This window comes from Nocardia tengchongensis (assembly GCF_054781395.1).
This window is the reverse complement of the sequence record NZ_BAAGUM010000003.1, coordinates 421,736-433,864: the sequence shown is the minus strand read 5'-3', so window position 1 is coordinate 433,864 and position 12,129 is coordinate 421,736. Positions and strand designations below refer to the sequence as shown.

General features: G+C 69.7%; 12 protein-coding genes. 4 read left to right on the top strand and 8 right to left on the bottom strand.

All coding sequences use genetic code 11. The features are described 5' to 3' along the window. Positions 1-37 precede the first annotated feature (37 nt). From ACYVKL_RS04940 to ACYVKL_RS04930, 3 genes are all read left to right on the top strand, one after another. The gene (locus ACYVKL_RS04940; RefSeq protein ID WP_379170758.1) at positions 38-508 is read left to right on the top strand and encodes a peroxiredoxin family protein; all 471 of its coding nucleotides are present in this window, start codon (positions 38-40) and stop codon (positions 506-508) included. 179 nt (positions 509-687) lie between these two features. Further along, positions 688-885 (top strand): hypothetical protein, encoded by a 198-nt coding sequence (locus tag ACYVKL_RS04935; protein ID WP_379170760.1) that lies wholly within the window; start codon positions 688-690, stop codon positions 883-885. Positions 886-1,016: 131 nt separating this feature from the next. Further along, positions 1,017-2,591, top strand: a complete 1,575-nt coding sequence (locus ACYVKL_RS04930) for a hypothetical protein (protein WP_379170762.1) — start codon at positions 1,017-1,019, stop codon at positions 2,589-2,591. A 93-nt stretch (positions 2,592-2,684) separates the two neighbouring features. Here ACYVKL_RS04930 and argH read toward each other — a convergent pair whose 3' ends face one another. Genes argH through ACYVKL_RS04915 form a run of 3 tightly spaced genes read right to left on the bottom strand, consistent with a single transcriptional unit; the run spans position 2,685 to position 6,286 of the window. Next, positions 2,685-4,106 (bottom strand): argininosuccinate lyase, encoded by a 1,422-nt coding sequence (gene argH, locus ACYVKL_RS04925; protein ID WP_379170764.1) that lies wholly within the window; start codon positions 4,104-4,106, stop codon positions 2,685-2,687. After that, positions 4,103-5,029: an SAM-dependent methyltransferase gene (locus tag ACYVKL_RS04920; RefSeq protein WP_379170766.1), complete on the bottom strand. Its 927-nt coding sequence runs from the start codon at positions 5,027-5,029 to the stop codon at positions 4,103-4,105. The genes argH and ACYVKL_RS04920 overlap by 4 nt, the downstream gene beginning before the upstream one ends. Positions 5,030-5,083: 54 nt before the next feature. Further along, positions 5,084-6,286 (bottom strand): argininosuccinate synthase, encoded by a 1,203-nt coding sequence (locus ACYVKL_RS04915; RefSeq protein WP_213554663.1) that lies wholly within the window; start codon positions 6,284-6,286, stop codon positions 5,084-5,086. A 249-nt stretch (positions 6,287-6,535) separates the two neighbouring features. Between ACYVKL_RS04915 and ACYVKL_RS04910 the strand changes: the two genes are divergently transcribed. Further along, positions 6,536-7,303: a trans-aconitate 2-methyltransferase gene (locus tag ACYVKL_RS04910; protein ID WP_379170768.1), complete on the top strand. Its 768-nt coding sequence runs from the start codon at positions 6,536-6,538 to the stop codon at positions 7,301-7,303. Positions 7,304-7,355: 52 nt separating this feature from the next. On the opposite strand, the gene ACYVKL_RS04905 is transcribed toward ACYVKL_RS04910, so the two are convergent. The 5 genes from ACYVKL_RS04905 to argJ are packed head-to-tail and all read right to left on the bottom strand — an operon-like array spanning position 7,356 to position 12,118. Next, positions 7,356-7,886: an arginine repressor gene (locus ACYVKL_RS04905; RefSeq protein ID WP_379170770.1), complete on the bottom strand. Its 531-nt coding sequence runs from the start codon at positions 7,884-7,886 to the stop codon at positions 7,356-7,358. Continuing rightward, on the bottom strand, positions 7,883-8,827 hold the full coding sequence (gene argF / locus ACYVKL_RS04900) for an ornithine carbamoyltransferase (RefSeq protein WP_213554661.1): 945 nt from the start codon (positions 8,825-8,827) through the stop codon (positions 7,883-7,885). Before argF ends, ACYVKL_RS04905 begins: the two co-directional genes overlap by 4 nt. Beyond that, positions 8,824-10,017 (bottom strand): acetylornithine transaminase, encoded by a 1,194-nt coding sequence (locus ACYVKL_RS04895; protein WP_379170773.1) that lies wholly within the window; start codon positions 10,015-10,017, stop codon positions 8,824-8,826. The genes argF and ACYVKL_RS04895 overlap by 4 nt, the downstream gene beginning before the upstream one ends. Further along, complete coding sequence (gene argB, locus ACYVKL_RS04890) at positions 10,014-10,913, bottom strand: acetylglutamate kinase (protein WP_213554660.1); 900 nt, start codon at positions 10,911-10,913, stop codon at positions 10,014-10,016. Before argB ends, ACYVKL_RS04895 begins: the two co-directional genes overlap by 4 nt. Further along, positions 10,910-12,118 carry a bifunctional glutamate N-acetyltransferase/amino-acid acetyltransferase ArgJ gene (gene argJ / locus ACYVKL_RS04885; RefSeq protein ID WP_379171445.1) on the bottom strand — a complete coding sequence of 403 codons (1,209 nt, stop codon included), beginning with the start codon at positions 12,116-12,118 and terminating at the stop codon, positions 10,910-10,912. The genes argB and argJ overlap by 4 nt, the downstream gene beginning before the upstream one ends. Between the last annotated feature and the right edge of the window lie 11 nt (positions 12,119-12,129).

The window sequence follows — 12,129 nt, the reverse complement described above, 5'->3', positions numbered from 1 at the left end:
GCCCCCCGCCTCCAGCCCTCCGAAGGGACGCTCCGCCATGCTCACCATCGAATCCGCCGCGCCGAACCTGGAACTCGTCGACACCACCGGGCAGTCCTGGCGACTGTCGGACGACCGCGACGTCCGCGGCACCCTGCTGTATTTCATGCGCTCGACCGCCTGCCCGGTCTGCAACCTGCACGTCCGTGACCTGGTCGCACGCCGCGCCGAATTCGACGACGCGAACATCCGGGTCGTCATCGTGGTGCCCGAGGACCGCACCGCGGGTCACGCCTGGAAGACCGACCGCGGGATCCCGTTCCCCGTCCTGACCGCCGCGGCCGGCAGCGCGCACGAGTCGGTCGGCCTGACCCGCCGCGTCTTCGGCACCATGCAGCAGTCCGGCACCGTGCTCGTCGACAGCGACGGCATCGTGCGCCACGCCCACGGCTCCACCCTGCCCACCGCCGGCTACGACAAGAAGGGCATCGCCGCCGCCGTCCACGCCCTGCGTGACATCCGAAATTAAATGAGATGCGGCGAGTGCGGGCCTGTGGTTACAGTGCTCGGCATGTGGCTGTGCCTTTTCTCCTGAGCGCGATTCGCGTCTGACGCCCGGCGGTCGATCATCCCGACCGCCCGTGGCCTTCCCGATTCCGACCGGCCCCCGATCCGGTGAGTCGGTCACGCATATTCCTAGGAGGACCTGTGCCCGAGCACTTCTCGCTGCCCGAAATCCCCGCATCACCGGAGTTCACCGTCGACGCTCCCGCCGACCGTCCACTGTCCCGCCGGGAACGGCGCGGCAAAGGTGAACGCAAACAACACAACCGCGACGGCAAGGTGCACGACGCCGGTCGCGCGTCCGTGCCCGCGGCGAAGCACATGAATTATCGTCGCGGATGACCAACGGCCCGTTGGGGTTTCGTCTCGGAACCCCAACGGCCCGGCAAGAAATGCTTGTCCCTCGCCGCGACACCACGCTATGGTGACGCCGTGATCTTCTTCGATGGAAAGGGCGCCGTGCGCCCCTGCCGGTGATCCCCGGCCAGTGGCCGGTCTCCGATGCGGACAACCGGACCACTCTTCTCGCTCACGCTCTCAGCCTGACCGCGCTGCACGGCTCCGTACCCTGGCCCGGCGGCGGCAGCCCCTTACCGGACACGCCCGACGGGCCGCGCGAATTCCTGAATTCGATTGTGCTGGACGGCATTCGCACGCATCACTGCGCCGCGACCTCGGAATCACCACCCGCGACCACGCTGATCAGCGCTGTCACCGAGGCCGTAGCGGCGGACGACCCGGCGGTCACCGCGGCACTGCACGATCGGCTGGCCGAGTGCCGTGCCCTCGATGTGGCCGATGACCTGGTCCGCGAGTTACGCGAGCTCGACCTGCCCGCCGAATCCCTGCGGACGCTGGCGCGCGACCTCACCGAACACGGCACCCGCCGCGACGCGGTGGCGCTCGGCATCGTCATGCTCGGCGTAGCCGGCGACGCCCGCGATCGCGACTTGCTGCTGCTCCTGGGTGGTTTGGAGGACCTGACCCTCTATTGCGCGGTAGCCCTGGCCAATACCCAGCCCGACCGCGATCAGGCACTGCACGAGCTGGCGCAGCGCGTCGACGGCTGGGGCCGCATCCACGTCGTGGAACGGCTGAAGGGAACCCAGGATCCCGCGATCAAGGCGTGGCTGCTGCGCGGCGGCTTCCGCAACGGCGTGCTGAACGAGTACCTCGCGCATCTGGCCGCCACCACCGGTGGGCTCCACGACGCCCTGCTCGCGCCGGACGTCGACGCCGAACTCCTCGACGGCGCCGCCGACATCCTGATCGCGTTGGCCTGCACGGGTGGACCGGCAGCGGATATCACCGACTACCCGGATGCCCTGCCGGTGATCGCTCGATTCGGCGAGCTGCTCGCCGACGCTGCCCCGACCCTCACTCTCATCAGTGCCGCCCGGAGCCTGCAGCGACTGCTGACCGAACCCCCGTCCGAGCCGGACTGGCCCGCAGCCGATATCTCACGACTGCTCCACCGGTATTCGGCGCTACTCGAACGCCCCGACTGGTCCGACCATGTCCGATCCGTATTGAACAGTCCTGCAGGCGAATTCACGTTCAACCATGCCCTGAGCTGCTCCACAGCGGTCGGCATAGACGCCTACCCATTGGCCATGGAACGGATTCGGCAGCTTCCACCGTCCCCGTATGTCTGGTCGTGGGTGGCCGGGCGCGCACCCGATCCCGACATCGCCGACCTCGCGCGCCTGGCGGGCCGACTCCTGCCCGTGGACGAGATGGCTTCCGGCCCTGACCCCGATCATCCGCTACCGGGAAACACCGACGACCACATTCTCGAGATCGTGCTGAACCGCCTGGGTACCGGCCAACTCGAGGCGGCCCGGCCACTGATCCGTATCGCGCTGGGTGGACGCCCCGTGCGCCTGCGCCGAATGGGTATGCGGGCGGTGGGCGCGGTGTTCGGCGAGCATCCGCCCGCCGAGATCCTGGACTGGGTGGCTGCGTCCGCCGCCGTCGAACCCGACGACGAACTGCGCCGGGAACTCACCGAACTACTCGAACGGGCGCGCTCCACCGACGCGTCATGATTCCCGCCGACGCCTGAATCATCGACGCGGACAACGAAAGGCCCGGTGCGGTTCCCTACCGGAACCGTACCGGGCCGTTGTCGTTACCGCGGGTCAGCTCAGCCAGGCGCGCTGGGTGGCGGCCGAGCCGCGCACCTCTTCGAGCTGCTTGGCGACCTGGGTGCCCGCGGTGCCGCCGCGCGCGTTGCGGGAGGCGATCGAGCCCTGCACCGTCAGCACCTCGCGCACGCCGGGGGTCAGGGCCGGGTCGACCGCGGCGAATTCGGCGTCGGTCAGCTCGTCCAGTCCGACGCCGCGGCCCTCGGCCACCCGGACGCAGCCGCCCGCGGCCTCGTGCGCGACGCGGAACGGAACACCCTGGCGGACCAGCCATTCGGCGATATCGGTGGCGAGGGTGAAGCCCGCGGGCGCCAGTTCGGCCATGCGGTCGGTGTGGAAGGTCAGGGTGGAGACCAGGCCCGCGATGGCGGGCAGCAGCAGTTCGAGCTGGGCCACCGAATCGAAGACCGGTTCCTTGTCTTCCTGCAGGTCCCGGTTGTAGGCCAGCGGCTGCGCCTTGAGCGTGGCGAGCAAACCGGTGAGGTTGCCGATGAGGCGTCCGGCCTTGCCGCGGGTCAGCTCCGAGACGTCCGGGTTCTTCTTCTGCGGCATGATCGAGGAGCCGGTGGACCAGGCGTCGGCCAGGGTGATGTAGCCGAATTCCGGTGTGCTCCAGATGATCACCTCTTCGGCCATGCGGCTCAGGTCGACGGCGATCATGGCCAGCACGAAGGCGGCCTCGGCGGCGAAGTCACGCGAAGAGGTGGCGTCGATGGAGTTCGCGGCGGCGGCGTCGAAGTCCAGGTCGGCGGCGATGGCCTCGGGATCGAGGCCGAGCGAGGAGCCCGCGAGCGCGCCGGACCCGTACGGGGACACCGCGGCCCGCTTGTCGAAGTCGCGCAGCCGGTCGATGTCACGCAGCAGCGGGTGCGCGTGCGCGAGCAGGTGATGGGCCAGCAGCACCGGCTGGGCGGCCTGCAGGTGGGTCTTGCCGGGCATGACCGCGTCGGGGTGCGCGGCGGCCTGCGCGACGATGGCGTCCACCACGTCCAGCACGCCGGCGGCGATGTGGCGCACCGCATCCCGCAGCCACATCCGGAACAGGGTGGCGACCTGGTCGTTGCGGGAGCGACCCGCGCGCAGCCGGCCGCCGAGTTCGGTGCCGACCCGGTCGATGAGTCCGCGTTCCAGGGTGCCGTGCACGTCCTCGTCGGAGTCCTGCGGCGCGAACGCACCCGAGGCGACGTCGGCGGCGAGCCGGTCGAGTCCGGCCAGCATGTCGGTGAGGTCGCTCGCCGAGAGCAGCCCGGCCTTGTGCAGCACGCGCGCGTGCGCCTTGGAGGCGCGGATGTCGTACGGTGCGAGCGCCCAGTCGAAGTGGGTCGACTTGCTCAGCGCCGCCATCGCCGCGGCGGGCCCGGACGCGAAGCGTCCACCCCACAGCGCGCCTTCATTGGTGCTGCCGCCCTGGCTCATAGCGTGTGGTCTCCTCGGGGTCGGAGTGCGGTCATCAGAATGTGGTGGCCCATACCGGCCTTGGCCGTCTCGGGGACGGTACGGCCGCGGTCCTCGAGCACGGCGACCGGGTCGCCCTCGGTGACCAGCCACTGGTGCATGGCGAACCAGGTGCGGGGGTCCTTGCGGTCCTCCCACGGGTAGAACAGGTTTTCCAGGTCGATCTTGACGCCCGCGTCGGCCATGACCTTCGCCCGCCGTTCCCGGAACTGATCGGCCATGTCCTTGTCGGTGCCGAGGTTCAACGCGATCCGGCTGCCGGGCGCGCTGAGTTCGGCCACCTGCTCGAGCAGCTTGTCCTGGGCGTGGCCGGGCAGATACCGCAGCAGCCCCTCCGCCAGCCAGGCGGTCGGCTCCCCCGGTTCGAAACCCTTGTCCAGCAAGGCTTTCGGCCAGTCCTGCCGCAGGTCGACGGCGACCTCGCGGCGGTCGGCGCCAGGCTCGTCGTCGGCCAGCGCACGGGCCTTGAAGGCCAGCACCTTGGGCTGATCGAGCTCGAAGATCCGCGTGCTCGAAGGCCATTCGAGCCGGTAGGCGCGGGCGTCGAGCCCGGCGGCCAGGATCACGATCTGCCGGATCCCGGCGCGCACGGCGGCGGCGAAGTACTCGTCGAAGTAGATCGTGCGGGCGATCAGGACACTGCCCATCGACCACCCGCGCAGATCGGTGTCGTCGCCGCCCTGCTCGCTGTCGCCGAGGTTGCGCATCCCGGACATCAGGTTGTTCCAGCCGTCGGAGCCGACGGCGCTCACCAGTTTCGCGGCGTACGGGTCCTGGAAGAGCGCGTCCTCCTGCCCGCTTTCGTAGGCGCGGATGGCGGCGACGCCGAGGGCGGTCGCGCCCACGCTCTCCGTGATGTCCCAACTGTCGTCATCGGTTCGCATGGGCGCGTCTCCTTCGGCCGGGTGCTGGTGCACGAACTGCCCGGCTCGACGCTACTACTTGCTGTTGAGGTCCCGTCGCGCCGCGACCTTGGAGGACAGGCCGTGGATCTGGACGAAGCCCTTGGCCAGCGACTGGTCGAAGGTGTCGCCGGCGTCGTAGGTGGCCAGGTTGAAGTCGTAGAGCGACTCGTCGGAGCGACGGCCGTTGACGACCACGTTGCCGCCGTGCAGCACCATGCGGATGTCGCCGGAGACGTGCTGCTGGGTGTCGAGCATGAAGGCGTCCAGCGCGCGCTTGAGCGGGGAGAACCACAGGCCGTCGTAGACCAGCTCGCCCCAGCGCTGCTCGACCTGACGCTTGTAGCGGCCCAGCTCGCGCTCGACGGTGACGGCTTCCATCTCCTGGTGGGCCGCGATCAGCGCGATGGCGCCGGGGGCCTCGTAGATCTCACGGCTCTTGATGCCGACGAGACGGTCCTCGACCATGTCCAGCCGGCCCACGCCCTGACGGCCGGCGCGCTGGTTCAGCTCGGTGATGGCCTCGAGCATGGTGACCGGGCGGCCGTCGATGGCGACCGGGACACCCTTGTCGAAGGTGATGATGAGCTCGTCGGGCGCCTCGAAGTTGACGGTCGGGTCCACGGTGTAGTCGTAGACGTCCTTGGTCGGGGCGTTCCACAGGTCCTCGAGGAAGCCGGTCTCGACCGCGCGGCCCCACAGGTTCTGGTCGATGGAGAACGGCGACTTCTTGCTCACGTTGATCGGGAGCTTGTTCTCGCCGGCGAATTCGATGGCCTTCTCACGGGTCCAGGCGTAGTCGCGGACCGGGGCGATGACCTTCAGGTCGGGCGCGAGCGCGCCGATGCCGACCTCGAAGCGGACCTGGTCGTTGCCCTTGCCGGTGCAGCCGTGCGAAACGGTGTCGGCGCCGTGGTACTCGGCGGCCTCGACCAGGTGCTTGACGATCAGCGGCCGGGAGATGGCCGAGACCAGCGGGTAGCGGCCCATGTAGAGAGCGTTGGCCTGGACGGTGGGCAGGCAGTACTCGTTGGCGAACTCGTCGCGGGCGTCCACGACGATGGACTCGACCGCGCCGCAGTCCAGCGCGCGCTGGCGCACGTCGTCCATGTTCTCGCCGCCCTGGCCGAGATCGATGGCGACGGCGACGACCTCGGCGCCGGTCTCCTTCGCGATCCAGCTGATGGCGACCGATGTGTCCAGTCCGCCGGAGTAGGCGAGTACGACGCGCTTGGTCATAGTCCGTGTGCTCCTCAATAGTCCGTAGTGCAAGTCCGTGTAGCCCTCGACCGGTGCGCTGCCCGCGGTTCCGTCCCGGTCCCGTGGTGCGCTCCGTCGTCCTGCAAATGATTATGCATGATGATGCAATCCCATTCATAACCGGGGTCCCCGGCTGCAGGAATCCCTTCCGGGAACCTTGCCCGGCAGGCCCGACAGGAATACAGTACGTACGTACGGTTTGGGAAATTCGACGATGCGGAGGAACCCATGTGGGACCCGGAGACCTACCTCGCCTTCGACGATCTGCGCGCGCGACCGTTCTTCGATCTGGTCAACCGGGTGCGAGCCGACCGGCCCCGACGCGTGGCCGACCTCGGCTGCGGCCCTGGAAATCTCACCGCGACCCTGGCCAAACGCTGGCCCGACGCCACTCTCGAAGCCTTCGACTCCTCCCCCGAAATGGTCGCCGCCGCACGCGAACACGGCATCGACGCGACCGTCGCCGACGTCCACGACTGGCGCCCCGCCCCGGACACCGACGTGATCGTCACCAACGCGGTACTCCAGTGGGTTCCCGATCACCTTGCCCTGCTGCCGAATTGGGTCTCGGCACTCCCCGACGGCGCCTGGCTGGCACTGCAGGTCCCCGGAAACTTCGACGCGCCTTCCCATGTCGCGATCCGCGAGGTCGCCGCCTCGCCCCGCTGGCGCGAGCGGCTCTCGGCGGCAGGCATTCTCGACCGCCAGGCGGTCCCCGACCCCGCCGGATACGCCGCGGTCCTGACCGCCGCCGGCTGCCGCGTGGACGCCTGGGAAACCACCTACCTCCAGCCCCTGACCGGCGAAGACCCCGTCCTGCACTGGGTTACGGGCACCGCCCTGCGCCCGGTCCGCGACACCCTCGACGATGACGAGTGGCAGGACTTCCGCGCCGACCTCGCCCCGATCCTGCGCGCCGCCTACCCGCGCAACCCGGACGGCACCACGTGGCTGCCGTTCCGCCGTGTCTTCACGGTGGCACACAAACCGGAGTGAACGAAGACGGTGTGAACGAGGGCTGAGTGAACGAAGGCGGTGTGAGCCGGGTTCAGGCCAGCAGTTCGATCTTGGCAGCGAGTTCCGCGCCGGTCATCGGCTCACGGGCGATGACCGCGATGGTGTCGTCGCCGGCGATGGTGCCGACGACCTCCGGCAGCGCGGCGCGGTCGAGGGCGCTGGCCAGGAAGTGGGCCGCGCCGGGCGGAGTGCGCAGCACGGCGATATTGCCGCTGGCGTCGGTCGAGACCAGCAGATCTCCAAGGAGTTTGGACAGGCGTTCGGTGCCGCCGGTGACGCCGCGGACGGGGCTGCCGTCCTCGGGGACCACGTAGACGCCCGCGCCGCCGTCGGCGGCGCGCAGCTTCACCGCGCCGAGTTCGTCGAGGTCACGCGACAGCGTGGCCTGGGTGGTGTCGATGCCCTCACCCGAGAGCAGGGCGGCCAGTTCGGACTGGCTGCGGACCTCGTGCTGGGACAGGATGGCGACGATGCGGGCCTGGCGGCCCGCGCGCGTACGGGCGATGGCCGCACCCGTCTTACCGGAAGCGGGTGCGGCCGTGCGTCGTTCGCCGCTGCTCACCTCTCGCCTCGCGCGAATCGCTCCAGCAGCCACACCAGCAGCGCCTTCTGGGCGTGCAGGCGGTTCTCGGCCTCGTCCCAGACCGCGCTGTGCGAGCCGTCGAGCACCTCGTCGGTGATCTCCTCGCCGCGGTGCGCCGGAAGGCAGTGCAGCACGGTCACATCCGCGGCCGCGCGGGCCAGCAGGGCGGCGTTGACCTGGAAGGGGCGGAAGGGGGCGACCCGGTCGCGGCCGTCGTTCTCCTGGCCCATGGAGGTCCAGGTGTCGGTGACCAGCGCGTCCGCACCGTCCACGGCGGCGTGCGCGTCGTGGGTGATGGTGATGGTGGCGCCGGTCTCGGCGGCCCGCTTCTGGGCGGCGTCGAGGATCCAGCCGAACGGCTCGAAACCCTCGGGCGCGCCGATAGTGACGTTCATGCCGGCGGTCACGCCACCCAGCATCAGCGAGTGCGCCATATTGTTCGCGCCGTCACCGAGGAAGGTGAGGTTGCGGCCGCGCAGGTCGTCGCCCTTGCGTTCGCGCAGCGTCTGCAGGTCGGCCAGCACCTGGCACGGGTGGAACTCGTTGGACAGCGCGTTGACGACGGGAACCGTTGCCGCGCCTGCCATCTCGTCCAGGCGCGCCTGCTCGAAGGTGCGCCACACGATGGCGTCCACGTAGCGCGACAGCACCCGGCCGGTGTCGGCGAGGGTCTCCTCGCGGCCCAGCTGGGTGTCGCGGCCGTCGACCACGACCGCGTGCCCGCCGAGCTGGGCGATGCCCATCTCGAAGGAGAATCGCGTGCGGGTGGAGTTCTTCTCGAACATGACCGCGACGCCGCGCGGACCCTCGAGCGGCTTGCGTGACAGCGGGGCGGCCTTCAGTTCCGCTGCCAGCGCGAGGATCTCGGCCTGCTCGGCGGGGGTGACGTCGTCGTCGCGGAGGAAATGCCGGATGGTCACTGGGACTCCTTCTGGGCCTGAGCGGCATCGAGGATGCCGGGCAGGTCGGACAGGAAGTTCTGGGCCTGGGTCTCGGTGAGGACCAGGGGCGGAGCGAGGCGGATCACGTCGGGCTTGGCGGGATTGAGCAGGTATCCGGCCTCGCGGGCCGCGATGTCCACCTCGGCGGAGACCGCGGCGGTCAGCTGGATGCCGATGAGCAGGCCCGCGCCGCGCACGTGATCCACGAGCGGGTGCCCGAGGTTCTCGATCCCGTCGACGAGGATCTTGCCGACGGTCTCCACGTGAGCGAGCAAACCCTCTTCGTCGATGGTCCGCAACACGGCCAGCGCCGCCGCCGCGCACACCGGATTGCCGCCGAAGGTGGTGCCGTGCATGCCCGGCTGCAGCAGGTCCGCGGCCGGCCCCTGGGCCAGTACCGCGCCGATCGGCAGACCGCCGCCGAGGCCCTTGGCCAGGGTGATGACGTCGGGCACGATGCCGGCGGCCTGGTGGGCGTAGAACGCGCCGGTGCGGCCGATACCGGTCTGCACCTCGTCCAGGATCAGCAGCGCGCCTTGCTCTTTGGTGATGGCGCGGGCCTTGGCCAGATAGTCGGCCGGGGGCACCACGACGCCGCTCTCCCCCATGATGGGTTCGATGAACACCGCGGCGGTGTCCTTGTCGACGGCCGCGGCCAGCGCGACGGCGTCACCGTAGGGCACGTGCACGACGCCGGCCGGCATCGGCTCGAACGGCTGTCGCTTGGACGGCTGCCCGGTGAGCGCGAGCGCACCCATGGTGCGGCCGTGGAAGGCCTCCTCGCAGGCGACGATCTTGGTGCGTCCGGTCAGCCGCGCCATCTTGAACGCGGCCTCGTTGGCCTCGGTGCCGGAGTTGCAGAAGAACGCCTTGCCGTGGCCGTCACCGAAGTGCGCGAGCAGCCGCTCGGCGAGTTCGATGACCGGTTCGGAGGCATACAGATTCGACACGTGGCCGAGGGTGCCCAGCTGCTGGGTGACGGCCTCCAGGATGGCCGGGTGCGCGTGGCCGAGGCTGTTGACCGCGATGCCGCCCAGGAAATCGAGGTAGCGCTTGCCGTCCGCGTCGTAGACCACCGCGCCCGCGCCGCGCACCAGCGCGACCTTCGGGGTGCCGTAGTTGTTCATCAGGGCGGTCTGCCACCGCTGCTGAATGTCGGCTGTACTCATGAGATCTCCTGTGCGGGGGTGACCATCGTGCCGATGCCCTCCCCGGTGAACAGTTCCAGCAGGACCGAGTGGGCGACGCGGCCGTCGATCACGTGCGCGGTCGGGACGCCGCCCTGCACGGCGCGCAGGCAGGCTTCCATCTTGGGCACCATGCCCTCGTCCAGCGACGGCAGCAACTTGGCCAGTTCGTCGGTGTCGATATGACTGGTCAGCGAGGACCGGTCGGGCCAATTCGTGTACAGGCCTTCGACATCGGTGAGGACGACCAGCTTCTCCGCGCCGATGCCCTCGGCCAGCGCGGCCGCGGCGGTGTCGGCGTTGATGTTGTGCACCACGCCGTCGGCGTCCGGGGCGATGGTGGACACCACCGGAATCCGGCCCGCCGCGATCAGATCCAGCACGGCCGACGGCTCCACCGAGGTGACGTCGCCGACCAGGCCGATATCGGTGGCCTCGCCGTCGACCTGCACGGTGCGGCGGGTGGCGGTGAACAGGTGCGCGTCCTCACCGGAGATGCCGACCGCGTAGGGGCCGTGGGCGTTGATGAGCCCCACCAGTTCCCGGCCCACCTGTCCGAACAGCACCATCCGCACCACGTCCATGACCTCGGGCGTGGTGACCCGGAAACCGCCGCGGAATTCTCCGGCCATGCCGAGCTTCTTCAGCATGGCGCTGATCTGCGGGCCGCCGCCGTGCACCACCACCGGGTGCACGCCGACCGTGCGCAGGAACGCCATGTCGGCGGCGAAGGCGCGCTTGAGTTCGTCGTCGATCATGGCGTTGCCGCCGTACTTCACGACCACGATCTTGTCGCGGAACTTCTGCAGCCACGGCAGCGCGTCGGCGAGGACGTGCGCCTTGTCGAGGGCCGAAAGCTGTTTCACCACATCGCTCATGAGCTGTAGGCCGAGTTCTCTTCGACGTACCCGTGCGAGAGGTCGGTGGTGCGCACGGTGGCCGTGCCGTCGCCCAGACCCAGCTCGACGAGCACCTGGATGTCAGGGCCGGACAGGTCCACCTCGCGGGCGCCGGGCGCGCCCGCGCCGTCGACGCACACCGGGAATCCGTTGAACGACACCGACACCCGGTTCGGGTCCAGCTCGATGGGCGCGATGCCGATCGAGGCCAGCACCCGGCCCCAGTTCGGGTCGGAGCCGAAGAAGGCGGTCTTGACCAGGCTGTCGCGGGCCAGCGCCCGCGCCCCGATCAGCGCTTCCTCCTCGCTGACCGCGCCCTGCACGGTGATGTGCACCCGCTTGGTGACGCCCTCGGCGTCGCCCATCAGCTGCTCGGCCAGGTCGTCGCAGACCGCGAGCACGGCCGCGTTCAGATCCTGCTGGCTGGGGGTCACACCGGACGCGCCGTTGGCCAGCAGCAGCACGGTGTCGTTGGTGGAGCAGGAACCGTCCACGTCGAGACGGTCGAAGGTGTACTTGGTGGCGTTGCGCAGCGCCTCGTCCAGCTGGGCCGGGGTGGCGACCACATCGGTGGTGAGCACGACCAGCATGGTGGCCAGCGACGGGGCGAGCATGCCCGCACCCTTGGCCATGCCGCCCACGTTCCACTTGTCCCGGTGGTGGAAGGCGGTCTCCTTCGGCACCGTGTCGGTGGTCATGATGGCGCGCGCGGCCTCCGCGCCGCCGGACAGGCCGCCGCCCATCTCGTGCACGATCTCGGTGACGGCCGGGATCAGCTTGTCCATGGGCAGCCGGTCACCGATCAGGCCGGTGGAGCAGACGGCGATCTCGCCGGCGCCGGTCTCGGTTCCCCAGTTGCTCAACGCCTTCGCGAGTTCCTCGGCGGTGGCGTGGGTGTCCTGAAAGCCACCCGGGCCGGTGCAGGCGTTGGCGCCGCCGGAGTTCAGGATGACCGCGCGCAGCCGGCCGCCGGTCAGCACCTGCTGCGACCACAGCACCGGCGCGGCCTTGACCTTGTTGCGGGTGAACACGCCCGCGGCGGCGTATTCGGGGCCCTCGTTGAACACCAGGGCCAGGTCCGGCTTGCCGCTCTTCTTGATGCCCGCCGCGATACCGGCCGCCCGGAAGCCCAGCGGCGCGGTGACGCCCTGGGACCGCACCAGCTTGCCGTTGCCGCTCGTCACGCTGCTGTCGT

Bases quoted from the DNA above. Each gene is read 5' to 3' on its own strand.
- ACYVKL_RS04915 (WP_213554663.1), bottom strand. From the start codon at position 6,286: ATGACCAAGCGCGTCGTACTCGCCTACTCCGGCGGACTGGACACATCG.
- argH (WP_379170764.1), bottom strand. From the start codon at position 4,106: ATGAGCCAGGGCGGCAGCACCAATGAAGGCGCGCTGTGGGGTGGACGC.
- argB (WP_213554660.1), bottom strand. From the start codon at position 10,913: ATGAGCGATGTGGTGAAACAGCTTTCGGCCCTCGACAAGGCGCACGTC.
- ACYVKL_RS04895 (WP_379170773.1), bottom strand. From the start codon at position 10,017: ATGAGTACAGCCGACATTCAGCAGCGGTGGCAGACCGCCCTGATGAAC.
- ACYVKL_RS04910 (WP_379170768.1), top strand. From the start codon at position 6,536: ATGTGGGACCCGGAGACCTACCTCGCCTTCGACGATCTGCGCGCGCGA.
- ACYVKL_RS04940 (WP_379170758.1), top strand. From the start codon at position 38: ATGCTCACCATCGAATCCGCCGCGCCGAACCTGGAACTCGTCGACACC.
- ACYVKL_RS04920 (WP_379170766.1), bottom strand. From the start codon at position 5,029: ATGCGAACCGATGACGACAGTTGGGACATCACGGAGAGCGTGGGCGCG.